The sequence below is a fragment of the Pseudomonas sp. PA-5-4B genome, from assembly GCF_021606215.1.
In the GTDB taxonomy this organism is placed as follows: Bacteria; Pseudomonadota; Gammaproteobacteria; order Pseudomonadales; family Pseudomonadaceae; genus Aquipseudomonas; species Aquipseudomonas edaphica.
Map to the genome: position 1 here is coordinate 1 of NZ_WKDB01000030.1, position 24,137 is coordinate 24,137.

Consider the following 24,137-nt stretch of genomic DNA (forward strand, 5'->3'; position numbering starts at 1 on the left):
TGCCTTTACTTTCGGTTGAAGTGAAAACCTGATCCATGTGGGAGCTGGCTTGCCTGCGATGGCACCGGCAGATCCAACATCATCGTCGGCAGGTACACCGCTATCGCAGCGATGCGGCGACCCGACAAGCCAGCTCCCACATGGATCAGGTTTTCACTTCAACCGAAAGTAAAGGCATACGCCGACACATGCGGGTCGAGAAATTCGATGCTGAAGGTGCGGTCCTGCACGGCGCCGCTCTGACGCACCAGTTGGTAAAGGCGCTGCTCGGTCACCGTACCGCTGCCATCCGGCGCCACATCGGTGCCATGAGCATCGCCTGGCGCCTGGCCATCAATCGTCACCTTGAAGCGCACCGGCTTGCCATCGGCGCCAGGCCCCAGCACCAGGTGCAGGTCACGGGCATGAAAGCGGTAAACCACACGCCCACCGGCCTGGTCGAGGGTGGCTTGTTGGCCGCCGACATTCCATGGGCCTTCCAGGGTCCAGTTGTTCAGGGCCAGGTGGCCGGCCGCCGGGTAATTCACCACTTTGTCGGTGCCCAACGCGCCGGTGGTGACGAAGTTTTCCGCACGCTGGAAGCCCAGGTAGGTTTCCGGCGATTGCACCTCGTTCATGTCCGGCGCTTGCTGCACACCCTTGGCATCGGCCTCGATCAAACCACCGGCGACGTGGGTTGCACCGGCCTCACGCAGCAGTTGCTGAATCACCCGCTCCGACTCGGCGTAGTCGCCCTCACCGAAGTGGTGATAACGAATCTGGCCCTTGGCATCGGCAAAGTAATGCGCCGGCCAGTATTGGTTGTTGAAGGCGCGCCAGATCTTGTAGTTGTTGTCGATCGCCACCGGGTAGGTGATGCCCAGGTCTTTCATGGCCTTGGTGACGTTGTTCACGTCGCGTTCAAAGGCAAATTCCGGGGCGTGTACGCCAATCACCACCAAACCCTGGTCTTTGTATTTCTCGGCCCAGGCTTTGACGTAAGGCAAGGTGCGCAGGCAGTTGATGCAGGAGTAGGTCCAGAAATCCACCAGCACCACTTTGCCCTTGAGTGCTTCGGCGGTCAGCGGCGGGCTGTTGAGCCATTGCACCGCGCCCTCCAGCGGCGGCAGCGTGCCTTCGATAGGCAGTGTGTCGCTGTGGTTGGCCGCCGCCATCATGGCGCCACCGGCCATCATCGCCCCGCTCTTCTGTGCAGGTTTGGCGCTCAGTGTGTCGACCAGGCTTTGTTCAAGGCCACCGGTTGAGGCGGTCGACAAGCGCGACAACACGCCCGTGTCCAGGCCCAAGGCGATGGCGGCCACACCGGCCAGCATCAGCGCACCCAGGCCACGGCGCAGCCATTCGCCGGCGCCCAGGGATTTTTTCATCAAGCCAAAGACTTTACCGCCGACCAGCAAGGCCAAGGCCAGGGAGGTGGCAGCCCCGGCGGCGTAGGCCAGCAAGAGCAAGGTAGTGCCGATGCTGGCCCCTTGCAGCGCGGCGCCGGTCAGCACCAGCCCCAGGATTGGCCCGGCGCAAGGCGCCCAGAGCAAACCGGTGGCCACGCCGATCAGGAACGACGCGCCCGGACGCGGTTTGGCATCGGCCCCGGCGGCCTCCGACAAACGACTGCCGGCGGCCACCAATGGCCGCGTCAGTCGCTCCGAGAGTTTCGGCAGCAACAGCGTGAGCCCGAACAGGGCAACGCACAGCAACGCGAGCCAACGCCCGTATTGATTGACTTGCACCACCCAGCCGCCGCCCACCGCAGCCAGTGAGGCCACCAGGGCGAACGTCACCGCCATCCCCGCTAACAGCGGCAAGCCACTGCGCATAAACGGCTGCCCGGTGCGAGCGAAGACAAAAGGCAGAACAGGCAGGATGCACGGGCTGACAATTGTCAGCACGCCGCCCAGATACGCGAGAACCAGCAGCCACATGGAATCGACCCTTATACGAATTAAAAATGGACATCGGCTTAAGCCGCCGTGAACGTCATGGCGACGCCATTCATGCAGTAGCGCAGGCCTGTGGGCGCCGGGCCATCGTCAAAAACGTGCCCTTGGTGGCCACCGCAACGGCGACAATGAATTTCCTTGCGTACCACGCCATACGAGGTGTCGACGTGGCTGGCGACCGCGTTGTCCAGCGGCTGCCAGAAGCTTGGCCAGCCGGTGTGGCTGTCAAACTTGGTGGTCGAGGAGAACAGCGGCAATGCGCAACCGGCACAGGCAAAGGTGCCAGCACGGTGTTCATCATTGAGTGTGCTGCTGTAAGGGCGTTCGGTGCCCTCCTCGCGCAGCACGTCAAATTGCTCAGCCGTCAGCAGGCTGCGCCACTGAGCCTCGGTATGGCTGACCTCAAAGGTCTCGGCCGCTTCGACTTCGGTGACCATGTTGAGCTGTTTCAGCAGGCCACCGGCCATGACGGCGACACCCAGGCCACCACCGGCCAGCAGCATTTGTCGACGTGAGTACATACGATTCTCCTCAACCCATAGGCATTCATGGCGCGTGTGCTTGTTGTGGCGAGCGGGCTTGCCCCGCGTTGGAGTGCGCAGCGCTCCCGTTTTTTTAGGGCCGCTACGCAGCCCAACGCGGGGCAAGCCCGCTCGCCACATAAAACCCATCCGCAGCAACAATGTCGCCATCCTGAGCCTTGGGCGGTCGCGAAATCCTCACGCAGAGTTAAACAATTCGTGATAACTACACTGTGGCAAAAGCCGCACAATGCGCGGACTACAAGCGAAGGTTTTCTTATATGGATCAGCCCAAACGCGTCCTGGTGGTCGAGGACGATGCCCATATTGCCGACTTGATCTGCCTGCACCTGCGCGACGAGCAGTTCGAGGTGGTGCACAGCGCCGATGGCACCGAAGGCCTGGGCCTGCTCGAACAAGGTGGCTGGGATGCACTGATCCTCGACCTGATGCTGCCCGGCGTCGACGGCCTGGAGATCTGCCGCCGTGCCCGTGCCATGGCGCGCTACACACCGATCATCATCACCAGCGCGCGTTCCAGCGAACTGCACCGCATCCTTGGCCTGGAGTTGGGTGCTGACGACTATTTGGCCAAGCCGTTCTCGATGCCGGAGTTGGTGGCGCGGGTCAAGGCACTGTTGCGCCGGGTGGACGCGATGGCGCGCAACCTGAAGATGGACGCCGGCAGCCTTGAGCTGGGCGCGTTGTTCATCAACCCGCTGACCCGTGACGCCACCCTGCAAGGCCAGCGCCTGGACCTCACGCCGCGCGAATTTGACCTGCTGTACTTCTTTGCCCGTCAGCCGGGTAAAGTCTTCTCGCGCATGGACCTGCTCAACGCCGTGTGGGGCTACAGCCACGAGGGCTACGAGCACACCGTGAACACCCATATCAACCGGCTGCGCGCCAAGGTCGAGGTCGACCCGGCCAACCCGGCGCGCATCCTCACGGTGTGGGGCCGTGGCTACAAATTCGCCGAGAGCGCCGCATGAAGTTGACCCTGACCCAACGCCTGTCGGTGGTGTTTGCCGTGTTGCTGGTGATCTGCAGCGGCACGTCGGCCTGGCTGCAGGTGCGTTCCAACCACATGCATGAACTGGAAGTGGTGCAAGGCCTGTCCCGCGACCTGGCGGCGCACATTGCCCGCGATACCCAACTGATGGACGCCGACGGCCTCAAGCCCGATGCCGTGCGCAACCTGTTCAACCAACTGATGCTGGTTAACCCGAGTGTCGAGGTGTACTTGCTCGATATTGACGGCCGTGTGGTGGGTAACGCCGCACCCAGCGGGCATTTGCTGCGTGACCATGTGGACCTCGCGCCGGTTCGGCGCTTTCTCAGCGGGGCCATGCTGCCGATCCTTGGCGATGACCCGCGCAGCGTCGACGGGCGCAAAGTATTCAGCGCTGCGCCGCTCAAGGCCAACGGCCAGCAAACCGGCTTTCTGTATGTGGTGCTGCTGGGCGAAGCCCATGATGTGTACGACGCCAAGGACGCCACCGGCATGGCCTTGAAGATCGCCCTGTGGTCCATCGGCCTGGTCGCCCTGCTCTGCCTGATGGCGGGCCTGATCGCCTTTGCCTGGATCACCCGGCCACTGCGCCAACTGACCGACAAGGTCGGCCAGTTCGACATTAACGGCGCGCCGAAAGCCGCCGAAACGGCTGTTCCCGAACTCAACAGCGGCGATGAAATCGCCGTGCTCGACCACGCCTTCGTGCAGATGGAAAACCGTTTGGGCGAGCAATGGCGCGCCATCACCCATCAAGACCAGGAACGTCGGGAGATGGTCGCCAATATTTCCCACGACCTGCGCACGCCATTGGCGTCGTTGCATGGCTACCTGGAAACCCTGTCGCTCAAGGATGCGAGCCTGAGCCCCGAAGAACGCCGGCGCTACCTGGGCATTGCGCTGGACCAGAGCCGTAAAGTCGGCGGCCTGGCCCAGTCCCTGCTGGAACTGGTGCGCCTGGAGCACGGTTTTGTGCAGCCGGTGATAGAAGGCTTCTCGCTGCCGGACCTGGTGCAAGATATCTTTCAGAAATTCGAACTGACCGCTGAAGCCCGTGCCATCACCCTCATCGCCACCCTGCCGCCCCAGGTGCCGACGGTGATGGCCGACCTGGGCCTGATCGAACGGGTGCTCACCAACCTGCTGGACAACGCGTTGCGCCATACGCCGGTGAATGGAGAAGTCGAGGTGATCCTGGCGCCCGAGGCCGGTGCCGTAGCAGTCATGGTCAGCGACAGCGGCCCCGGAATCGATGCCCAATTGCGCGAAGGCTTGTTCCTGCGCGCCTTCACCATCGGCGGCGCACGCCGCGATGGCGGCCTGGGCTTGCGCATCGTGCACCGCATTCTGCAACTGCATGGGCGCAGTATCGAACTGGTGGAGCGCCCTGGGCATGGCGCGACGTTCAGGTTCTGCCTGGAAACCCGAGCCTCAACGCGTTGACTTGCGGCTAGGCTGGCATGGCGGCCTGTGCCGCCATACCTTTTTGCACTGCCTGCGCCCTTTGCGAACCAGCCCTACACTTTTGCTCAGTGTTTACAGCAGGCCTCCGCCGTCGATATCAATTACCGCGCCGGTGACAAAGCCATTTTCCATGGCCAGCACATAACCCGCCGCCACTTCATCCGCCTGCCCGACTCGCCCCACTGGCAACGCCGTGCCGGCCTTGGCGAACATCGCCAGGCGTTGCTCGTCTGCCAACCCCGCATATGCCGGCGTGTCGATCACACCTGGGCTGATCACATTGACGCGCCGTGGTGCCAACTCTTTTGCGAGCTGCTTGCCCAGCGCTTCAGTCGCAGCATTGATACCCGTCTTGATGAACTGCCCCGCCATCAACTTACGGCCCAGTTGGCCCGAGGTCAGGCTGATGCTGCCGTGCTCTGCCAAAAATGGCAGCGCTTGCTGAATCGCGCGCAATGCGCCCCAGAGTTTCACGCTGAAATTGTCCTGGGCCTCGTCCAGATCGGTCTCGACCAGCGGTTTTGCCCGCACTGACGGGCCGGAGGTAAACACCAAGTGGTCAAAACGCCCGACCGTCTCGAACAAACGTTGCAAGGAGGTGCTGTCGGTGACGTCGACCGGTTCGCTGCGCACAGCGTTTTCGACACCCGAGGTCAAACGCCGCCCGGCCAGCACCACATGTGCACCACGGGCGCTGGCGGCCTTGGCCACGGCGGCACCGATGCCGCTGCTGCCGCCGATCACGATAACGGTTTTACCGCTGAGGGAAGATGTCATGGGGTTACTACCTGGCTAAAAAAGTGAGCGTTGATCTTCTCAGCTTGGCAATCGGCGAAAAATCCCGGTAAAACGACAAGATCTTTAAAGGATTTTTACAAATGAGCTCGACCCTGGACCTTGAAGTGTTCGTGCGCACCGCCGACACCGGCAGCCTGTCGGCGGCGGCGCGCAGCCTCAACCTCACCCCGGCGGCGGCAAGTATTGCGCTCAAGCGCCTGGAAACCCGGCTGGGCATCCGCTTGCTCGCCCGCTCGACGCGTAGCATGCGCCTGACCGAAGAAGGCCGGCGCTACCTTGACAGCGTGCGCGTAGCCCTCGAAGCGCTGGCCGAAGGCGAGCAGGCGATCAAGCAACAGGGCCAGAGCTTGAGTGGGTTATTGCAACTGGCAGCACCTTCGGACTTCGGCCGCAATGTACTGCTCGGCTGGCTGGATGAGTTCAAGCTTGCGCACCCGACGATCCGCCTGCAGCTACTGCTCAACGACAGTAACGCGGATCTGTTCCGCGACACCGTCGACATTGCCCTGCGCTTTGGTGTGCCGAGGGATTCCAGCCTGGTGGCGCTGCCCGTGGTACCCGGCCACCATCGTATCCCCTGCGCCAGCCCCGACTACCTGGCGCGCCACGGCACACCGCGCACGCCGGCCGACCTGGCGCAGCACAGTACATTGCGCTATATGCGCCGTGGGCAGGCAAACAGCACCTGGTACTTTCGCCAAGGCGCCTTGCTGCAGGAGGTCGAGGTGTCGGGCGATTACCTGAGCGATGACGGTGAAATCGTGCGGCGCTGGGCGCTGGCAGGCCACGGCATCGCCTATAAGGCCAACCTGGATATTGCCGGCGATATCAAGGCTGGGCGGTTGGTGCCGCTGCTGCCCGACTGGCAAGGCGAGCCCACGCCGTTCAACCTGATGTGCCCACATCGCCTGCAAGTGTCGGAACGGGTGAAAGTGCTGCATGGTTTTTTACAGCAGCGCTGCCAGACCTTGCTGAGTGTATGAAGAAACGCGCGCAGGGCTTGTTCCAGAGCCGTCGAGTCTGGTATTGCATGGGTAACGTTTCCCTGCCATGAGGAGCTTTGCATGATTTACCGCACATTGGGCCAGTCCGGGTTGAAGGTCAGCGCACTAACCCTGGGCACCATGATGTTTGGCGAGCAGACCAACACGGAAGACTCGCTGCGCATCATCGACAAGGCCTGGGACCAGGGCATCAATTTCATTGACACGGCCGACGTCTACACCGGTGGGCGCTCCGAGGAAATCGTCGGCGAGGCCATTGCCCGCCACCGTTCGGATTGGGTGCTGGCCACCAAAGTCGGCTTTGGCCCGGTGGACGGCCTGCCCAACCGCAGCGGCTTGAGCCGCAAGCGCATGTTCAATGCACTGGAAGCCAGCCTGAAGCGCCTGGACACGGACTACCTGGACATTTATTACCTGCACCGCGAGGACCACGACACGCCGCTGGAAGTCACCGTGTCGGCGATTGGCGACCTGATCCGCCAAGGCAAGATCCGCTATTGGGGCCTGTCCAACTACCGTGGTTGGCGTATCGCCGAAGTGATTCGCGTGGCCGAGCGTCTGGGGGTCGACCAGCCGATCATCAGCCAGCCGCTGTACAACATCGTCAACCGCCAGGCCGAGGTCGAGCAACTTACCGCTGCAGCCGCCTATGGCTTGGGTGTGGTGCCTTATAGCCCACTGGCCCGTGGCGTACTCAGTGGCAAATACGCCCCCGACGTGACGCCCGAAGCCGGCAGCCGTGCGGCGCGCCAGGACAAGCGTATCCTGGAAACCGAATGGCGGGTGGAGTCATTGCGCATTGCCCAGCAGATTCAGCAATACACCCAAGGACGGAGTGTGGGAATGATCGAGTTTGCAATTGCCTGGGTGCTGAACAACTCCGCGGTCAGTTCGGCGATTGTCGGGCCGCGTACCGAGGCGCAGTGGGATGCGTATACCGGGGCGCTGGCGGTGAAGATCACGGCAGAAGATGAGGCGTTTATTGACTCGCTGGTGACGCCAGGGCATTCGTCTACGCCGGGGTTTAATGACGTGAGCCATTTTGTGTCAGGGCGTATTAGTCGGTAGTCATACCCCGCCCACCGTCGCCAGTGTGGGCGGGTTTGTTGGTTGCCGAGTTATAGTTTTATATCCGCTTTTACACCTAACCCATGGGCGGCTTCCCTGGCCTCTTCTTGTGTCACAGGTTGTTGTTTTAATATCTTCGCCAGCACGGCGGCGACAGATCTGTAAGTACCATAGCCAGGCACAAACCCCTGAGCGGCAGTCGCAAAGTTGGTAAGTATCGCGTTCATTTCACTTTTTGGCAGACCGAATACCCTGCCGATATCGTTGTTCTTATTCAAGAAAAGCAACACGGCATTGACGGGGTTATCCAGGCCGCGTTCGACGGTATCGGCAGTTGCTTTGTCGACTCCAAGCGCTTGCAGGAGCGTTGAGACCCCGGAAAATGGACTTTCTAGAAAATTGGCGAAGGCGTTGACCACAGAGTTCAGATCACCATTGCCCCTGAAGACGAGTTCTCGCAGTTGTGGCAATGTGATGGGAACCAGTGGCAATTGACTATGGGCGCCATTTTTAAGGAAGTAAAAATTCCCCTTGTCACCCGAACCCAGCAAGTTGCCGTGAAAGTCGTACCGATAGACCACTTTCTCTCCATTGGGCCGCACGCCGCTAAAGGTCGGCCTGCCGTGATCGACCGATTCCAATTGCTGATTGACAAGCCCGTTGACAAACCTGATTGTCGTAGGGTTTTCACTGGTTCGATCCAAGTGCTCAAACACATTCCCTACGATCTGCTGGCCTGGTCCTATCAGCATATTGGGTGCGCTGCCTTGCGTTGCGGATGCACGCGCCTGTACTGCTGTTCTGACAGGGGAAGTCGCTGTCTTGTCGACAAAATGGGCAAGAAACGCGTTAAAGGCGTCAGTCTTTTTCGGTAAACTTTTCAGAAAATCGTCGATTGCCTGATAACTGTTAAACTCATAACTTGATTTAAAGTCCTTCTCCGGCATCCACAATACAAAATTCACGGCGCCCTGCACGATCGGTTCGCGTTTGACAATAAAACTGTCCCTGGCCGAATAAGGACCCACGTTGAAGCAATAAGCACTGACGCGAGGTTGTTTAGAAGTATCTGGAGAGGCAACCGCGTCCAGTAATTCCTTACCGTCCGCCGTGAGTACGCCGCTGTTGTTATCTCTGGCGACCGACTCGAAAAAAGTCTTATAGGTTTCAAGTTTTTTCCAGGACGGTGTGTCACCTTTCGGAAACGCAACGCTTTCGCCGAACCTGCCTATAATGCCGGGCAAACCGTTGAAGGTAGCAGGTGAAGAGCCATAATAGGGGGAAATGCCATGCATAGGGTGGACCTCATTATCTAATGTCTTAGTCTGCAACCCTCTGAATCACTCCTTGCCAGAGCCATGGTTATCATCACGCAATGATGACGCCCACCAAAGTCGCACTTACTAACTTATTTCCATTAGTTGATGTTTTTTGCAGAGCATTAATAAGCCATGCAAAACTTTCCATGCAAAACCAAGCGCAGTCATGCTAGCCGCGAAAAGTCATACTTGTGTGGCACGGGGGTAGGAAGGTGTTCCATTAAAATGTTGTAATCGGCGTGACAAAGAGTGTCACGAACCCTATATTCCCCACCTAAGTTCCCCTTCTTCTGTAAAAATCAGCTTTCGCGAGGACAGTGTGTCTAAAGGTGTTGTTTTATCGGTCTTGGCCTCGGTGTTGTTTGCCGTGATGTATTACTTCACCTCGCTGCTCACGCCCTTGAGCGGCCTGGAGATTTTTGGTTGGCGCATGCTGCTGACCGTGCCGTGCATGACGGTGTTCATGATCGTCAGCGGTGAATGGCGGCGCGTGTGGGAGTTGCTGCGAATGCTGGCGGCCAGGCCGCGGCTGATCGGCGGCGTGGTGCTGTCGTCCGCCCTGCTGGGCGTACAGTTATGGCTGTTTATGTGGGCACCGTTGAACGGGCGCAGCCTGGATGTGTCGGTGGGGTATTTCCTGCTGCCACTGACCATGGTGCTGACCGGGCGCCTGGTCTACGGCGAACGCTTGTCGCGCTTGCAGCAGATCGCGGTATTTTTTGCCGCGCTCGGGGTGCTTAATGAGTTGTACCAGGCCGGTGGTTTTTCCTGGGCCACGCTGGTGGTAATCATTGGGTACCCGATCTACTTCGTGGTACGCAAATACCTGAGCACCGATCACCTGGGCGGCTTGTGGCTGGACATGGCGCTGATGCTGCCGGTGGCCTGGTGGTTTGTGCAGCATGGTGAACAAGGTTTTGCCGTGCTCGAGCTGCACCCCAAGCTCTATGCGTTGATTCCAATGCTGGGCTTGATCAGTGCCTCGGCGCTGGTGAGCTACATCATCGCCAGCCGCTTATTGGCCTTCAGCCTGTTCGGCTTGCTCAGCTATGTGGAGCCTGTGTTGCTACTGTTCGTGGCCTTGTTGCTGGGCGAAGGCATCAAGGGCGGCCAGTGGCTGACGTATATCCCGATCTGGCTGGCGGTGATGGTGCTGGTGTATGAAGGTTTCAAGCATCTGCTGCGTCAGCGCAAAGCCTGATGCGCAGGCAATAAAAAGCCCGGCCGGGGGTTAACCTCGGCCGGGCTTTTTTGTGCTTAGTCGGTGGTCAGTACACCACGACGCACCTGGTCACGCTCGATCGACTCGAACAGTGCCTTGAAGTTGCCCTCGCCAAACCCATCGTCGCCTTTGCGCTGGATGAATTCGAAGAACACCGGCCCCATCAGGGTTTCCGAGAAAATCTGTAGCAGCAGACGTTTGTCGCCCTCGATCGAGGAGCCGTCCAGCAGAATACCGCGCGCCTGCAGTTGGTCCACCGGCTCGCCGTGGTTTGGCAGGCGGCCTTCGAGCATTTCGTAGTAGGTGTCCGGCGGCGCAGTCATGAAGCGCATGCCGATCTTCTTCAGCGCATCCCAGGTCTTGACCAGGTCTTCGGTGAGGAACGCCACGTGCTGGATGCCTTCGCCGTTGAACTGCATCAGGAACTCTTCGATCTGGCCGGCACCTTTGGACGATTCCTCGTTCAGCGGGATGCGGATCATGCCGTCCGGGGCACTCATGGCCTTGGACGTGAGGCCGGTGTATTCACCCTTGATATCGAAGTAGCGTGCTTCACGGAAGTTGAACAGTTTCTCGTAGAAGTTGGCCCAGTAGACCATGCGGCCGCGATACACATTGTGGGTCAGGTGGTCGATGACCTTGAGGCCTGCTCCTACCGGATTGCGGTCGACACCTTCGAGGTACACGAAGTCGATGTCATAAATCGAGCTGCCTTCACCGAAACGGTCGATCAGGTACAGCGGCGCACCGCCGATGCCCTTGATGGCCGGCAGGTTGAGCTCCATCGGGCCGGTTTCGATATGAATCGGCTGGGCGCCCAGTTCCAGTGCGCGGTTGTAGGCTTGCTGCGAGTCTTTGACGCGGAACGCCATGCCACACACCGACGGGCCGTGTTCGGCGGCAAAGTACGACGCCAGGCTGTCGGGCTGGTTGTTGAGGATCAGATTGATCTCGCCCTGGCGATACAGGTGCACATTCTTGGAGCGGTGGGTCGCGACTTTGGTGAAGCCCATGATCTCGAAGATCGGCTCCAGGGTGCCTGGAGTCGGCGATGCGAATTCAATAAATTCAAAGCCCATCAGGCCCATCGGGTTTTCGTATTGGTCGGCCATTTCGGCACCTCATCATTCTTGTAAGTAGCAAGCAGTCAAATACAGGCAAGGATGAGGTTGCAGGGTGGCGCGCACGAGAGACCCCGCACGCTGCGGGCGAGGAAGTCACCAAAGATCAGGGGGGAGCCGAGTAGCTTCATGATTACATCAGTCTCTGACGGCCGAGGCTTGCGTGAGCGCAAGTCCATATTCTTGTATGCGTAAATCGATTCTACACAGCGTAACAGTATTTGTCCGCACTCTCATCAAATCCCTATTGCCCTGGGCTGCGCAAGGGGTTTGTTGCACAGATAGATGCCCAACAGGATCACCGCGCCACCCAGCGCCATGGGTAACGTCAGTTGTTCGCCGAGCAGCAGCGCGCCGCAGATCACCGCCGTCAGCGGGTTAAGCGCGATGAACACGCCCGCGCGGGTCGCGCCGATACGCCGGATGCCATCGTAATAGCCGATGTACGCCAGCGCGGAGCCGAGCACACCCAAATACAACAGGCTCACAACCTGCGGCCAGTGCAGGCTGACGACCCCTTGTACGGTGAAGCGTCCGGTGAGCGCGGTGACCAGTGTCAGCATCAGGGTGCCGAGCAATACTGACCACGTGACGGTTTGCAACGGCCCCAGGCTTTGATTCAACGCGCGGGAAAACAACGAGTAAATCCCCCACCCCAGCACACAGCCAAACACCAGCACGTCTCCCTGCCAGGTACTCGATGCACCTTGCAGCAGTTGCGGGTTACGACTGACGATCACCGCCGCAGCGCCGGCCAGGCACAAAGTGATGCCCAGCACCTTGGCAGCGCCGAGGCGCTCTTTGAACAACCACCAGGAAGCCAGGCCGATCACGGCAGGATTCAACGCCACGATCAACGAAGCGCGCGAGGCATTGATGTACTGCAGACCGTAGAAAAAACACAGGTTGTAGAAAAAGACCCCAAAAAAACCCAGCACTGCCAGACGTAGCAGTTGCCGGGGACGTGGCCGCGCCAGCGGGATGCGTGCACACAGCATAAACAGCAGCAGCGCCAGGCTGGCCAGGATAAACCGCAGGCTGGCGGCCAGCAGCGGGTCTACTTGATGGGCCAGGTAGCGTCCGGCGACAAAGGTGCCACCCCAGATCATGGTCACAGCGGCGAGCTTCAGGTAGGTGAGGCGGTCAGACGAATGATGCATTAGCAGTTGCTCGAAAGGTGGCAGGGTTGGCATATTCTTCGACTAATGTTCAGTAATCGTAAAATGAGCCTTTACTCATGACCTTGACCCAACTGGAAATTTTTTCACTGGTGGCCGAGCTGCAAGGTTTCACCAGTGCGGCGCACCGCCTGGGCATAAGCCAGTCGGCGGTGTCCCATGCGGTCAAGGCCTTGGAGCAGGAGCTGGGCGTGGAATTGTTTCGGCGCCACCAGACGTTGGTGGAGCTGAGCGATATCGGCGCGCAATTGCTCGGGCGCGCCCGTGCCATGCTCGGCCTGGCCGCGACCTTACAGCAGGAAGCCGCCGACGCCCGTGGCATGAAGCGCGGCACCTTGCGCATCGGCTCCTTCGGCCCCACTGCGTCGGTGCGCTTGTTGCCGACAATCCTCAGCCATTTTCGGCAGGCCTACCCGGGCATTGAAGTGCATGTGGACGAGGGGCCAGACCGGCAAGTCATCCAGTGGCTGGACGAGCGGCGTGTCGACGTGGGTTTTGTGGTGCTCGCCGACACGCCAACAGACAGTGAGCGTTTCGACACCGTGGCGTTGTTCGAGGATCAGCTTGTCGTGTTGTTGCCGGCCACCCATGCGCTGGTTGCCAGCACATCAGTACCTTTGCAAGCGCTGTGTGACGATCCGTTCATTCTCACCGAAGCCGGCTCATCAGAGCTGGTGATGCGCTTGTTCAGCGACGCGCGTTTGCGGCCCAACGTGCGGTATCGCTGTGCCCAATTGCTCAGTACGCTGGAAGCCGTCAGCCGTGGCGACGGGTTGAGCATCGTGGCGCAGGCATCGTTGCCCGAACGTGTCGACAGTCGTTATGTGGCACGGCCATTATCACCGCCGGTGCCGCGCCGGATCGGCCTGGCGGTGTTGGACCGGCGCCAGGCCTCACCTGCTGCCCTTGCGTTCCTCACACTCGCGCAAGGGCTGCAACACACCGGCACTCACCGATAACTCATGGTGAACGAAGCCAACCCGTTGGCCGTACCGGGTCGGATCATTTTTTCGGTTTGCACATAACGAGCAGTCAAAGGGATCGTGATAGTGCCGTTGCTCGTACTTGTCACCCGCCATTGGTTCAGGTTGTCGACGGCTGAAGAGTCGGCGCCATAGTTGAGCACTGAGGGGCCACTCAACAGCTGTATTGCCACACCCTTGGCTGTCGAAGTACGCGTCAGCGACAACTGATTGCCGCGATTTGCGGGGTTAGTCTGGTCGGTCACCGTGACCCAGATATCCAGGCTACCACCGGTTCCCCCGGCACAGTCCAGCCTGATGTTATGGCTCACGCTTGCGGCGTAGCTGCCTACGCCCGTGAAATCACGGCTGGCCACAGGCCCCATCGGCATGACAACCGAAGGTGTCGAAACATGGCAGGTAGGCCGCAGCGGCGGCGCTATGACCGCGTTGCTCAGGCTTACCGAAGCGTAGCCCGGGCCTGAGGTCGTGACATTGGTCAGCGTGTAGTTGGCAAACGTTCGCGCAGTGATCGTGCCGGCCGAGACAGGACCGGTGGCCACCAGGTAGATCCGCCCCTGGAGCCCCCACCCATTGGGCCTGTTGTGTTTGACGGTTAATAACGCCGTGGTGCCGTGATGGAGTGGGTGAAAAGGCTGGCCGGGGTCCCTGGCCATCACCGCGAATCCCACTCCGGGCAGGTTGGTGGCGTAGACCGGCATCGAGAGGCCGGACGCACTGAACGTGATCCCCGTAGCCGGCGAATTGACTATGCTTATGTTCGCTGTCACGGGTTGCTCGATAGGCCAATCCTTGTATTGACAGCGCATCACATAAGCATTGCGGCTGTCGAAGTCATAGCCGTTTACCGCGCCCAGGGCCTGCCCGATCTGTACGTGGCCCTGCAAGGTGATGGGCGCAATCGAGACATTCAGGTTTGCCTGGGGCGAACAATCGCCAGCATTACCAAAGTGCGCTTGGGCAGGCATTGCGAAAGCCCAGCCGCTCAGCAGTGCGACGACGCCAGAAAACCTGATCGTGAAGCGTTGAGCACCGTTCATCGTGTGACTCATCAGGTGTTCTCCTCATAGCGACACTGGCTGACCAATTGATCTGTATTTTCCTGGCGGCGACCGGGTTCACGGGCAGGTAGATGGTAACGAATGAAACACCGCTCGCCCGCCGCCTCAGCCCACTGCACGGTCAGCCTGCCGTGGTCGGCAACCCCGCGTACAAAAGCCTTGCCCGCCTGGCCAACCACCCCGACTTCGTTGCCCTGCTCGTCAAATACCTGGGCTGCGAACGGCAGGGGTCTGCCGTTCGGGTGGGTGGCTTTGATCACTACCGCCCGGCCGCTGACGGTCTCGAATTTGACCAGCGATATTGCGCCCAGGGTCGGTACCACGGAGCGGTTCGACTCCTTTAATTCCACGTCCATGGGCATGCCTTGCGGGTCGATGTCCACGGCGTTGGGCTGGTACGCCCGCAAAGAAGGCATGACCCCATAACCCTGCTTGTCGATACGCACCCCGGAACCGCCGAGCTGCGCTCCCTGGGCATCCGGCGCATACACCAGCGCCGAAGCTTCACCGAGGTTTTGCGCCAGGGTGACGCCATCGCTGTGGGCGATCAGGCCGCCGTCGACGCTCATGGACACTTGCGCATTGCCCTGGCGCTGGCCATAACCGCCGCGCAGGTTGGCTGCGTTACTGCGATAGCCCGCGTAAGCGTTGAAGCTTGAGCCGCCGTGATCGCCGGTGCCGCGACTGCCGACCAACCCGTAATGGGTGTGCGCCGTATCCCCCAACAAACCATTGATGCCGACTTGTTGCTGACTGCCGCGCGACTCACCTGCATCCCGCGACAGTGAACTGCTCAGGGTCGGTGCGCGCGTGCCCTCGCCCAATGGCATGGAGAGGCTCAGCACCCAGTGATTCTCAACGCGTTCGGTTCGCGTCGAGCGGCCGAAGAAAATATCCTCACCGCGTTCGCGGTCGCTCGCCCGATACAGCTCGCTGACTCTCGAACGCTGCGCCGAGAAGTTCCAACTCAGCGACTTCCAACTGGCCCCATAACTGGCGGTGAACGACGTCTGGCGCCCTTGCTGCCCGGCCCAGTAGTCAGTGGAGCTGCCATACAAACTCAGGGTGCCCTCCCCCAGCTGCTGGCTGATCGTCAGGTCCAGGCGGCTCTTTTGCCGGGCATAGCTGTCCAGATTCCCACCATGACGGCCCAGGTCGCGCACATTCAATGCGTCCGGCAGGTTCAGGTAGCCATCGGTCGAGAAGCGATAGGCGCCGAGTGCAAAATGCGTTCCCGAAAACGGCACATTCTTGTTGTAGGCCAGGCCAAGGCTTTGTCCGTGGGCCAGGGCTTGCCCCTGCACCTGTGTGCGCGAGTGGGTAGTGTCCAAGGCGAATGCACCAACAGGCGTACTCATCGCCAGGCCCGCCTTGCCTTGGCTATAGCCCTGGGAAAGCGTGGCGCCGCCATAAACGGTGAGGTTATCGACTAGCCCATGTTGCAGCGTGCCTTGAAACACTGAAGCGTTGGCATCACTCACACCATGCTGCTGCACCTGACCCACCGTTGCGCTGTAGTGTGTGGCGCGGTAACGCAACAGTTGCGGGGCCACCGAATAAGGCACGACAAAGGTGCTGCGTCGCCCGTCTACCTCGGTGACACTGACGTCGAGGTCGCCTCCGTATCCCGTGGGGTAGAGATCATCGATCACAAAAGGCCCAGGCGCCACAGTGGTTTCGTAAAGGGTGTAGCCGTTCTGGCGCACCGTCACCGTGGCATTGCTGTCGGCAACGCCGCGCACCTGAGGCGCATAGCCTTGTTGCGACGGCGCAAGCATACGGTTATCCGTGGCCAGCGTAACGCCACGCACGCGCACGCCATCAAGGATCTGACCGCTGCTGAAACTGTCACCTACGGTCAGTTGCGACTGCCAGGCTGAAACGGCGCGTTGCAAGTAGGTGGCCGTGGCTTGATAAGGCAAGTGGCTGCTTCGCGAAGCCCAGGCTTGCCCGCCCTGGTGGCGCAACCGCCAGTCACCCAGGTTGACCCCGCCGTCCAGGCCAAGATAACTGCGGTCTTCACCCGCACCTGATGTCACCGCAGCGGCGCTGTAGGTGTAATTGAGCAGTGCGGCATCAACGCCCGCGTCCCATTGGGCGGGGTCAATGTAGTCGCGTGCGGAGCCATTGATGTAGACCTGCGGGATGCTGACATCCAGGGTCAGGGACTCGACATCGACATGGCTGCTGGCCATGGGCATCCATGCGGCGAAATCGCGACAATCCCCCTCGGCGCCTGCCTCGAACTTGCGCAGTACTACTCCGAGTTCGGCCAGTTGTTGCGCGCTCACACAGGGTTGCGCAGCGTCCTGTTTGTCCAGGTTTACGAAGGTGATCGGGCGACGGCCCAGCGATTGCCCGTTGAGTATCACGTCAACGCGATAAACCCCTGGCGTCAACACATTGCTGGTATTGAAGCGTGAGAGATCCGCCGGGCTGGACACACCGCTGGTAAAGGCCTCCAGGTCAAACAATAACGGGGCAGCCTCGGCCGATAACACGAGCGTGCTCAGCAGGCCGAACAACAGCACCAGCCGAGGGTGGGAAAACAGCCAGGCAGTGCCTTGGCAAAACGTGAATGGCAACAAGGCAGGCATAGTCAGAACTTCAGAGGAGCACGCTGCGGCGCGGAAAACGTGCCGTAGTCATTGATGTATTTGAAATGCACCCGGGCATCCGCAGGGATGGGCCGCACGGCCTTGTGCACCCTCAGGGTCAGGTTGCCGCCTGGCGGCACCATGCCCTCTTCCGCCGGCAGCAGCGGCGCGTCTTGCTGCGGGCCCATGGCCAACGCCACCTCGTTGAATGTCACGTGATAGGCCGATGGGTTGTGCACGTCCAGCAGCGTCCCCTGGGTACTGCGGCGCAAGGACCAGCGTAATTGCGTGGGCGCTTCGTTCGGGCTGCCAGGCAGATCGGCGGGGCGAAAAAACACTTTGGTACGGATACGAAAGGCGAATTGCAGGTGATTCGCCGGGCCAACCTCTGCATCGGCCTCGGTGTTGACCTTGGGCGGGATCTCCAGCGCATTCAGCCAAAACAACGATTCCCGATCAGCCGGCAGTGGCTCTTGGGTGTAGACCAGGCGCACGGCCTGGCTTTTCTGCGGGTTCAGGCGAAACACCGGCGGCGAAAGGCTGAAAGGCACCTCGCTGTTAGAAGGGTCTGACGCCGGGTCACCCTGATCCAGCCATACCTGGACCAGGCGCGGAGCCCGTTCATCGTCGTTGGTCAGGCGCAAGGTGATTTCGCGACGCTGTTGCGGGTAAATGTGCCGCGTGCCATCGATCACTACACCGGCATGGGCAACGGATGGCCATCCGCTAACCATCGAAATGGCGAGCAGCAAGGCAATTGCGAACATGAGTCGGGCAAGCATGGGGCGGTCCTCCAAGGCGCTGTCCAGTGCCTGGCGAACCGCCAGGCTCCGGGCCTTGTTCAGGGAAACGTGACGGAATACAGCACCTGCGTACTTACCGGGCCTGGGGTTGCGGCGCCGGTGGCGAAGTACTGCGCGGCGAACGGCAGCGACACCTCACCGTTGTCGGGGACTTTTGCACTGCTCGAATTGAGTGCCAGGCGCAGGTCCATAGGCTTTTGGGTAGTGCCGTCGACAATCTGCACCTCAACCAGGCTGGCAGGCACTGGTTTGGCCGGCGCTTGATTCTTCAAGTTGCCGGTAGCCGGGTTGATCGCCGGGCTGCTGCTCTCGAACAACACCGCCACCGTCGTATCCTTGGGGCACGCACCCACACGCACAACAAATGGGGTGGTGCCGGCCGTCTGGCCTTTTGCCTTGAGCGCGCTGGCCTGGACCTTGTTGAGCACAACGGCGAAGTTCGGGCTGGCGCCAGGCGCGGAGCCTGCCCCGCCACTGATACTGCAGGTGGTGCCGGTGATTTCACCGGTCAGGCTGATGGTACCGTCTGCGGCAAAAGCAGGCAGCGCGACGACGCCGGTAGCAGCCAGGAAAGCAGCGGCCAATCGGATGTTGTTCATTGCAGGTAATTCCTTATCAAGTAGCGTTAACGGGTTACGAAACGAATTTCAACAATTGAAAGACGAGGGTCGACCGTCCCGCCAGAAGTGGGCTGAAACGGCTGAGAGAGAGGCTGGAAGGGTCGGTGCTCCGAAGTCTCTTACTTTTTGCAACGATGTTTATCTTGCCAAGTTGAGACAATCGCAACAACTGACCGAACGGCTAGGTCAATTCGCGCCAAACAAGTGAGCGGCACTGCGCAATGCCAACTATCATCGGCACACACCCGTCTTTTTATTCTGTTATTGGCTGCCTCTATGCCCCTCACTGCCAAAGGCCCCCGAAGCCGAACTGCACGCGCGCTCATCAGCAGTGTCTGCGGCCTGGTTCCCGTTTTATTGGGGGTTGTGATTCTTCATTGGCAAGCCGAACGCACCCTTGAGCAAAGCACCGCCCAAACCGCGCTGGAGGCTGTGCGCCAATTCGATTTAATGCTCGACAACACCGCCCTCGCCGCCCAGGCATTGCTGCCGCTGGCCGGCCAACCGTGCGACAACGGCGCGCAACTGGCACTGCGCGAACAGGTCACGCGGCGCCCCTTTGTGCGGGCAACGACCTTGTCCTGGCAAAAAAACATCTATTGCAGCTCGTTGTTCGGCGGCAGCTACCAGTCACCGGTCAACCCGGACGATTACGTAGCGGGCACGCTGTGGTTGATGAACGGCAACCCGGTAACGCCCGATACCGCGTTGTTGGTTTACCGCCTGGTCGATGGCGATAAAGCCGCGTTTGCCTCGGTTGACGGCTATCACCTGACCAACGCCTTGCGCCTGATCAGCCGCTACGCACACCTGATCCTGCAAGTGGGAGCCAACTGGCTGGACGCTGACGGCAAGGTGCACACCACTGCAATGCCGCAGTTTGCAGTGGCCCATCAGCACCTGAACTCTGAGCGTTACCCGTACAGCGTCGATGCCGGCATGCCTGTCGGTGAGGTCTGGCGGTACATGGAGGCGCGCTACCCGGCGCTGTTCAGTCTGCTGGTGTTCTTTGGTGTGCTGGCGGGCGTGTTGGCGCACTGGCTGCAAAAGCGCTCGTCCGCGCCGACCCATGAGTTGCAGCGGGCATTGGGGGCCAATGAATTCATTCCGTATTTCCAGCCAGTGGTGCGTGGCGACACCCGCGAATGGGCCGGCTGTGAAGTATTGATGCGCTGGCGGCACCCGAAGGAAGGCTTGGTTCGCCCTGACCTGTTTATACCGTTGGCCGAACATTCGGGCCTGATCGTGCCGATGACCCGCTCGTTGCTACGCCAGACCGCTGCGCAACTGGCCCCGCATGCCGGGCGCTTCACCCCGGGCTTCCATATCGGCGTGAACATCACCGCCAGTCACTGCCAGGACCTCGACCTGGTGCAGGACTGCCGGGAGTTTCTCGCTGCGTTCGCCCCCGGCCAGGTGACGCTGGTACTGGAGTTGACCGAACGTGAACTGATTCAGCCTACCGACACCACCGCCCGCCTGTTCGACGCCCTGCATCAACTGGGGGTGATGATCGCGATTGATGACTTCGGAACCGGCCACTCCAGCCTGGGTTACTTACGCAACTTCAACGTCGACTACTTGAAGATCGATCAAAGTTTTGTCGCCATGATTGGCGCCGATGCACTCTCACGGCATATTCTGGACAGCATCATAGAACTCAGCGGCAAGCTGGACCTGGGTATTGTCGCCGAGGGCGTGGAAACAGCAGAGCAATGCGAATACCTGGCGGCCCAAGGTGTGGATTTCCTGCAGGGCTACCTGTTCGGCCGGCCGTTACCCTGTGAGGAATTCATTAAGTCGCTGAGCAGCCATTGAATAGCCATCTAGTGCGCTGGATGAAATAATCTTATTTAGGTAACGCCGTGATTTACTCGTGCGGCATTAACTACTACAATTTTTCCTGCCTGTGCTGAACTCGCAGAAAGGCCTCTTTCTTTGAGTTACCTTAAAGCTCCTGGCTTACACGCTTTATCTGCAGTTGATATCAGCCAACTACACTATTGGAGTACAGATTTTGTCCAGACTCGCCGAATTTCGCGCAGCAGAAAAAGCCCTTCAAGAACAGCTGGCTCAGCTGGAATCCTTGAAGAACGACGCCGGCCTGAAAAAAGAAATCGAATTCGAAGAAAAGCTGCAAGGGCTGATGAAGCACTACGGCAAAAGCCTGCGCGACATCATCTCGATCCTTGATCCTAACCCTGGCAAAGCCAGCGCTGCTGCCGCCGCACCAAAACAGCGCCGCGCACGTGTGGTCAAGGTTTACCACAACCCACACACCGGCGAACTGATCGAAACCAAAGGCGGCAACCACCGCGGCCTGAAAGCCTGGAAAGAACAGTATGGCGCTGCCACAGTAGATTCCTGGTTGCGCGGCTGATCGAAAGACGCTGCAAAAACCCCGCTGATGCGGGGTTTTTTTTGCTTCGAAAACGAACTTAATCAAGTGTTCATTTTGTTCAAAAACGAGTGAGATAACCCGTTCAAAGTTTAAGGCTATCACGCACTGAACTGACTTCAGCCTTACTGGCTTCATAGGCCTCGGCCTGACCGGCGAAGGAAAAGACATAGGCTTTATCGCTATCAACTGCGCCGACCAATGTTTGTGACAATATGTGCCGACCGTTCTCGGTAATCACGCAAGTAGTTTCCAGCGCTTCAAGACGGCTCAATGTGCTGGTGTGCATTTTGGTGCACACGCTTTGATAACCGCTGCCGGCAAAATCCTTCTGGATGGATTTGCGCATTTCCAGCAGTACGCCTTGAAGATTAACTTTATGGCCCGCCTCAATCGGTGTACCGGTCAACTCCATGACCATCAAGGTGTTGCCGTTTTCATCATTCTTGATTGCGCGTTGGCGGGACACCGCCTGAGGTTTTACCGGCGCTTCGTCGTCGGGCACTACTTCCTCGACTTGCCAGCCGCTGGGCCAATGAATTTCCGGGTCGGCCGCCAACACAAAGGGGCTGCCCAGCAACACACATACAGCGCTCAACAACGGCTTACGAAATTCAATCATCAAGAAAACACCCAAGGTTCAAGCGTCGAAGTTTGAGCCTGACACCCTTGGCTCGCAAGGGCTGAGTAACCTTTTTCATTTGGCTCGGCCGGCAACGCTTGCGTATCATGGCGGTGCGGCACGGATGCCGGCCGCAAGCCAAGGGACCACTCAAGTCACGAGTCGCGTTTGCCCCATTTTTTCTGGAGGGCCCATGAGCCTGCACGATCTGAACACTTTCCCGGGCGTCACCGCCCAACCTGACACCGCCACGTCGAACTTCGTGTTCAACCACACCATGCTGCGGGTCAAGGACATCACCAAATCGCTGGACTTCTACACCCGCGTATTGGGCTTTTCCCTGGTTGAAAAGCGTGACTTCCCGGAAGCCGAATTCAGCCTCTACTTTCTGGCCCTGGTGGACAAGGCCCAGATTCCAGCCGACGCCGCCGCGCGCACGCAGTGGATGAAGTCGATCCCTGGCATCCTCGAACTGACCCACAACCACGGCACCGAAAACGACGCCGACTTTGCTTACCACAACGGCAATACTGACCCGCGTGGCTTTGGCCATATCTGCATTTCGGTGCCGGATATTGTCGCCGCTTGCGAGCGTTTTGAAGCCTTGGGCTGTGATTTCCAGAAGCGCCTGAGCGATGGCCGCATGAAAAGCCTGGCGTTCATCAAAGACCCGGATGCTTACTGGGTTGAGATTATTCAGCCGGCGCCGCTGTAAGCGTTCTGCGTGACGCGGAGCGTCACCGGATGCATTCCCACGTAGAACGTGGGAACGAGAAAACCCCATGATCACTCATGGGGTTTTTTATTTTCGCAGCCGGATTTAAGCGGGTGCCGAGGTACGGATCAGGTGATCAAAAGCACTCAGCGAAGCCTTCGCGCCCTCGCCTACCGCAATCACGATCTGCTTGTACGGCACGGTCGTCACGTCACCGGCAGCAAACACGCCCGGCAGTGAAGTTTCGCCACGCGCATCGACGATGATCTCGCCGCGCGGGGTCAATTCCACCGTGCCCTTGAGCCAGTCGGTGTTGGGCAACAAGCCGATCTGAACAAAGATGCCTTCCAGGTCGATGGTCTTGAACTCGCCGCTGTCACGATCCTTGTACGCCAGGCCGGTGACCTTCTGGCCATCGCCTTTGACTTCACTGGTCAATGCGCTGGTGATCACGTCCACGTTCGGCAGGCTGTAGAGCTTGCGCTGCAACACGGCATCGGCGCGCAACTTGCTGTCGAACTCGAGCAAGGTCACGTGGCTGACGATACCGGCCAGGTCAATGGCTGCTTCAACGCCGGAGTTACCACCGCCGATCACTGCCACACGCTTGCCTTTGAACAACGGGCCGTCGCAATGCGGGCAGAAGCACACGCCGCGGGCCTTGTATTCCTGCTCGCCCGGCACACCCATCTCGCGCCAGCGGGCACCGGTGGCCAGAATCACGGTTTTGGACTTGAGGGTCGCACCGCTTTCAAAGCGAACTTCGTGCAAGTCACCGGCATTTTTTGCCGGGATCAGGCGGCTGGCACGCTGCAGGTTCATGATGTCCACGTCGTACTGACGCACATGCGCCTCCAGGGCGCTGGCCAGTTTCGGCCCTTCAGTCTCCTGCACGGAGATGAAGTTCTCGATGGACATAGTGTCCAGCACCTGGCCGCCGAAACGCTCAGCTGCCACGCCGGTGCGAATACCTTTGCGTGCGGCGTAGATAGCTGCGGCAGAACCGGCTGGGCCACCACCGACCACCAACACATCAAAGGCCTCTTTGGCGCTGATTTTCTCGGCGGCCTTTTCGATACCGCTGGTGTCGAGCTTGGCGAGGATCTCTTCCAGGCCCATGCGGCCCTGGCCGAAGTTCACACCATTGAGGTACACGCTGGGCACTGCCATGACCTGGCGTTCATCGACTTCAGCCTGAAACAGCGCGCCGTCGATGGCGACGTGGCGGATGTTCGGATTAAGCACGGCCATCAGGTTCAGCGCCTGAACCACGTCAGGGCAGTTCTGGCACGACAGCGAGAAGTAGGTTTCGAAGCTGAACTCGCCTTTCAAGGCACGAATCTGTTCAATCACTTCGACACTGGCTTTTGATGGGTGGCCACCGACTTGCAGCAGGGCCAGCACCAGCGAAGTGAATTCATGGCCCATGGGGATGCCGGCAAAACGCAGGCTGATATCGGCACCCGGGCGGTTGATGGAGAACGACGGCTTGCGCGCATCATTGCCATCGGTTTTGAGGGTAATCAGCGTGGTGAGGCTGGTTACGTCCTGCAACAGGGCAAGCATTTCCTGGGATTTCGCGCCGTCGTCGAGGGAGGCGACGATCTCGATCGGCTGGGTGACCCGTTCCAGGTATGACTTCAACTGAGCTTTAAGATTGGCGTCCAACATACGGGCGATTTCCTGTTAATTCG

21 protein-coding genes are annotated in these 24,137 nt (G+C 59.7%); 9 read left to right on the forward strand and 12 right to left on the reverse strand.

The window, feature by feature from the left end; translation table 11 throughout:
• Positions 1-158: 158 nt before the first annotated feature.
• Positions 159-1,919, reverse strand: coding sequence for a cytochrome c biogenesis protein DipZ (locus GIW28_RS16230; RefSeq protein ID WP_236448078.1), 1,761 nt, complete (start codon positions 1,917-1,919; stop codon positions 159-161).
• A 38-nt stretch (positions 1,920-1,957) separates the two neighbouring features.
• A complete protein-coding gene (gene msrB / locus GIW28_RS16235) occupies positions 1,958-2,458 on the reverse strand; it encodes a peptide-methionine (R)-S-oxide reductase MsrB (RefSeq protein WP_186616952.1) in 501 nt (166 codons plus the stop codon).
• Positions 2,459-2,739: 281 nt separating this feature from the next.
• Here msrB and GIW28_RS16240 point away from each other — a divergent pair, with 281 nt between their 5' ends.
• Positions 2,740-3,450 carry a response regulator transcription factor gene (locus tag GIW28_RS16240; protein WP_017135515.1) on the forward strand — a complete coding sequence of 237 codons (711 nt, stop codon included), beginning with the start codon at positions 2,740-2,742 and terminating at the stop codon, positions 3,448-3,450.
• Positions 3,447-4,913, forward strand: coding sequence for a sensor histidine kinase (locus GIW28_RS16245; RefSeq protein ID WP_170038337.1), 1,467 nt, complete (start codon positions 3,447-3,449; stop codon positions 4,911-4,913). The genes GIW28_RS16240 and GIW28_RS16245 overlap by 4 nt, the downstream gene beginning before the upstream one ends.
• Before the next feature lie 93 nt (positions 4,914-5,006).
• On the opposite strand, the gene GIW28_RS16250 is transcribed toward GIW28_RS16245, so the two are convergent.
• Positions 5,007-5,711 (reverse strand): SDR family oxidoreductase, encoded by a 705-nt coding sequence (locus GIW28_RS16250; RefSeq protein WP_017135513.1) that lies wholly within the window; start codon positions 5,709-5,711, stop codon positions 5,007-5,009.
• Between the two features lie 101 nt (positions 5,712-5,812).
• Here GIW28_RS16250 and GIW28_RS16255 point away from each other — a divergent pair, with 101 nt between their 5' ends.
• Together GIW28_RS16255 and GIW28_RS16260 are read left to right on the forward strand one after the other, a co-directional pair.
• The gene (locus GIW28_RS16255; RefSeq protein ID WP_138451283.1) at positions 5,813-6,715 is read left to right on the forward strand and encodes a LysR family transcriptional regulator; all 903 of its coding nucleotides are present in this window, start codon (positions 5,813-5,815) and stop codon (positions 6,713-6,715) included.
• An 81-nt stretch (positions 6,716-6,796) separates the two neighbouring features.
• Complete coding sequence (locus GIW28_RS16260; protein WP_177034630.1) at positions 6,797-7,804, forward strand: aldo/keto reductase; 1,008 nt, start codon at positions 6,797-6,799, stop codon at positions 7,802-7,804.
• Between the two features lie 50 nt (positions 7,805-7,854).
• Here GIW28_RS16260 and GIW28_RS16265 read toward each other — a convergent pair whose 3' ends face one another.
• Positions 7,855-9,099: a hypothetical protein gene (locus GIW28_RS16265; protein WP_169985909.1), complete on the reverse strand. Its 1,245-nt coding sequence runs from the start codon at positions 9,097-9,099 to the stop codon at positions 7,855-7,857.
• A 343-nt stretch (positions 9,100-9,442) separates the two neighbouring features.
• Here GIW28_RS16265 and rarD point away from each other — a divergent pair, with 343 nt between their 5' ends.
• The gene (rarD, locus tag GIW28_RS16270) at positions 9,443-10,324 is read left to right on the forward strand and encodes an EamA family transporter RarD (protein ID WP_017135509.1); all 882 of its coding nucleotides are present in this window, start codon (positions 9,443-9,445) and stop codon (positions 10,322-10,324) included.
• A gap of 56 nt (positions 10,325-10,380) precedes the next feature.
• Here rarD and hppD read toward each other — a convergent pair whose 3' ends face one another.
• Both hppD and GIW28_RS16280 read right to left on the reverse strand, forming a co-directional pair.
• The gene (gene hppD / locus GIW28_RS16275) at positions 10,381-11,457 is read right to left on the reverse strand and encodes a 4-hydroxyphenylpyruvate dioxygenase (protein ID WP_017135508.1); all 1,077 of its coding nucleotides are present in this window, start codon (positions 11,455-11,457) and stop codon (positions 10,381-10,383) included.
• Between the two features lie 245 nt (positions 11,458-11,702).
• A complete protein-coding gene (locus GIW28_RS16280) occupies positions 11,703-12,626 on the reverse strand; it encodes a DMT family transporter (RefSeq protein ID WP_236447312.1) in 924 nt (307 codons plus the stop codon).
• 77 nt (positions 12,627-12,703) lie between these two features.
• Between GIW28_RS16280 and GIW28_RS16285 the strand changes: the two genes are divergently transcribed.
• Complete coding sequence (locus GIW28_RS16285; RefSeq protein WP_017135506.1) at positions 12,704-13,603, forward strand: LysR family transcriptional regulator; 900 nt, start codon at positions 12,704-12,706, stop codon at positions 13,601-13,603.
• On the opposite strand, the gene GIW28_RS16290 is transcribed toward GIW28_RS16285, so the two are convergent.
• Genes GIW28_RS16290 through GIW28_RS16305 form a run of 4 tightly spaced genes read right to left on the reverse strand, consistent with a single transcriptional unit; the run spans position 13,594 to position 18,687 of the window.
• Positions 13,594-14,679: a fimbrial protein gene (locus tag GIW28_RS16290; RefSeq protein ID WP_236447311.1), complete on the reverse strand. Its 1,086-nt coding sequence runs from the start codon at positions 14,677-14,679 to the stop codon at positions 13,594-13,596. The genes GIW28_RS16285 and GIW28_RS16290 overlap by 10 nt on opposite strands.
• The gene (locus GIW28_RS16295; RefSeq protein ID WP_236447310.1) at positions 14,679-17,285 is read right to left on the reverse strand and encodes a fimbria/pilus outer membrane usher protein; all 2,607 of its coding nucleotides are present in this window, start codon (positions 17,283-17,285) and stop codon (positions 14,679-14,681) included. Before GIW28_RS16295 ends, GIW28_RS16290 begins: the two co-directional genes overlap by 1 nt.
• A 2-nt stretch (positions 17,286-17,287) precedes the next feature.
• Entirely contained in the window at positions 17,288-18,067 is a 780-nt protein-coding gene (locus GIW28_RS16300) for a fimbrial biogenesis chaperone (protein WP_138452453.1), read from the reverse strand.
• Between the two features lie 59 nt (positions 18,068-18,126).
• The gene (locus tag GIW28_RS16305) at positions 18,127-18,687 is read right to left on the reverse strand and encodes a fimbrial protein (RefSeq protein ID WP_017135502.1); all 561 of its coding nucleotides are present in this window, start codon (positions 18,685-18,687) and stop codon (positions 18,127-18,129) included.
• Positions 18,688-18,984: 297 nt separating this feature from the next.
• Between GIW28_RS16305 and GIW28_RS16310 the strand changes: the two genes are divergently transcribed.
• Entirely contained in the window at positions 18,985-20,526 is a 1,542-nt protein-coding gene (locus tag GIW28_RS16310) for an EAL domain-containing protein (protein ID WP_017135501.1), read from the forward strand.
• 199 nt (positions 20,527-20,725) lie between these two features.
• Positions 20,726-21,088 (forward strand): histone-like nucleoid-structuring protein, MvaT/MvaU family, encoded by a 363-nt coding sequence (locus GIW28_RS16315; protein ID WP_017135500.1) that lies wholly within the window; start codon positions 20,726-20,728, stop codon positions 21,086-21,088.
• A 103-nt stretch (positions 21,089-21,191) separates the two neighbouring features.
• Here the strand turns inward: GIW28_RS16315 and GIW28_RS16320 are convergent, their stop codons facing one another.
• Entirely contained in the window at positions 21,192-21,728 is a 537-nt protein-coding gene (locus GIW28_RS16320) for a DUF4946 domain-containing protein (protein ID WP_017135499.1), read from the reverse strand.
• Between the two features lie 193 nt (positions 21,729-21,921).
• Between GIW28_RS16320 and gloA the strand changes: the two genes are divergently transcribed.
• Positions 21,922-22,443 (forward strand): lactoylglutathione lyase, encoded by a 522-nt coding sequence (gene gloA, locus GIW28_RS16325; RefSeq protein WP_017135498.1) that lies wholly within the window; start codon positions 21,922-21,924, stop codon positions 22,441-22,443.
• A 105-nt stretch (positions 22,444-22,548) separates the two neighbouring features.
• Here gloA and ahpF read toward each other — a convergent pair whose 3' ends face one another.
• Entirely contained in the window at positions 22,549-24,114 is a 1,566-nt protein-coding gene (gene ahpF / locus GIW28_RS16330) for an alkyl hydroperoxide reductase subunit F (protein WP_236447309.1), read from the reverse strand.
• Positions 24,115-24,137 lie beyond the last annotated feature (23 nt).

What these genes read in the sequence shown, in the direction of transcription:
- GIW28_RS16305 (WP_017135502.1), bottom strand. Translation starts at nt 18,687, where the DNA reads ATGAACAACATCCGATTGGCCGCTGCTTTCCTGGCTGCTACCGGCGTC.
- GIW28_RS16250 (WP_017135513.1), bottom strand. Translation starts at nt 5,711, where the DNA reads ATGACATCTTCCCTCAGCGGTAAAACCGTTATCGTGATCGGCGGCAGC.
- GIW28_RS16285 (WP_017135506.1), top strand. Translation starts at nt 12,704, where the DNA reads ATGACCTTGACCCAACTGGAAATTTTTTCACTGGTGGCCGAGCTGCAA.
- GIW28_RS16310 (WP_017135501.1), top strand. Translation starts at nt 18,985, where the DNA reads ATGCCCCTCACTGCCAAAGGCCCCCGAAGCCGAACTGCACGCGCGCTC.
- GIW28_RS16260 (WP_177034630.1), top strand. Translation starts at nt 6,797, where the DNA reads ATGATTTACCGCACATTGGGCCAGTCCGGGTTGAAGGTCAGCGCACTA.
- msrB (WP_186616952.1), bottom strand. Translation starts at nt 2,458, where the DNA reads ATGTACTCACGTCGACAAATGCTGCTGGCCGGTGGTGGCCTGGGTGTC.
- GIW28_RS16230 (WP_236448078.1), bottom strand. Translation starts at nt 1,919, where the DNA reads ATGTGGCTGCTGGTTCTCGCGTATCTGGGCGGCGTGCTGACAATTGTC.
- ahpF (WP_236447309.1), bottom strand. Translation starts at nt 24,114, where the DNA reads ATGTTGGACGCCAATCTTAAAGCTCAGTTGAAGTCATACCTGGAACGG.
- GIW28_RS16295 (WP_236447310.1), bottom strand. Translation starts at nt 17,285, where the DNA reads ATGCCTGCCTTGTTGCCATTCACGTTTTGCCAAGGCACTGCCTGGCTG.
- gloA (WP_017135498.1), top strand. Translation starts at nt 21,922, where the DNA reads ATGAGCCTGCACGATCTGAACACTTTCCCGGGCGTCACCGCCCAACCT.
- GIW28_RS16280 (WP_236447312.1), bottom strand. Translation starts at nt 12,626, where the DNA reads ATGCATCATTCGTCTGACCGCCTCACCTACCTGAAGCTCGCCGCTGTG.
- GIW28_RS16290 (WP_236447311.1), bottom strand. Translation starts at nt 14,679, where the DNA reads ATGAGTCACACGATGAACGGTGCTCAACGCTTCACGATCAGGTTTTCT.
- GIW28_RS16240 (WP_017135515.1), top strand. Translation starts at nt 2,740, where the DNA reads ATGGATCAGCCCAAACGCGTCCTGGTGGTCGAGGACGATGCCCATATT.
- GIW28_RS16265 (WP_169985909.1), bottom strand. Translation starts at nt 9,099, where the DNA reads ATGCATGGCATTTCCCCCTATTATGGCTCTTCACCTGCTACCTTCAAC.
- GIW28_RS16245 (WP_170038337.1), top strand. Translation starts at nt 3,447, where the DNA reads ATGAAGTTGACCCTGACCCAACGCCTGTCGGTGGTGTTTGCCGTGTTG.
- hppD (WP_017135508.1), bottom strand. Translation starts at nt 11,457, where the DNA reads ATGGCCGACCAATACGAAAACCCGATGGGCCTGATGGGCTTTGAATTT.
- GIW28_RS16300 (WP_138452453.1), bottom strand. Translation starts at nt 18,067, where the DNA reads ATGCTTGCCCGACTCATGTTCGCAATTGCCTTGCTGCTCGCCATTTCG.
- GIW28_RS16320 (WP_017135499.1), bottom strand. Translation starts at nt 21,728, where the DNA reads ATGATTGAATTTCGTAAGCCGTTGTTGAGCGCTGTATGTGTGTTGCTG.
- GIW28_RS16255 (WP_138451283.1), top strand. Translation starts at nt 5,813, where the DNA reads ATGAGCTCGACCCTGGACCTTGAAGTGTTCGTGCGCACCGCCGACACC.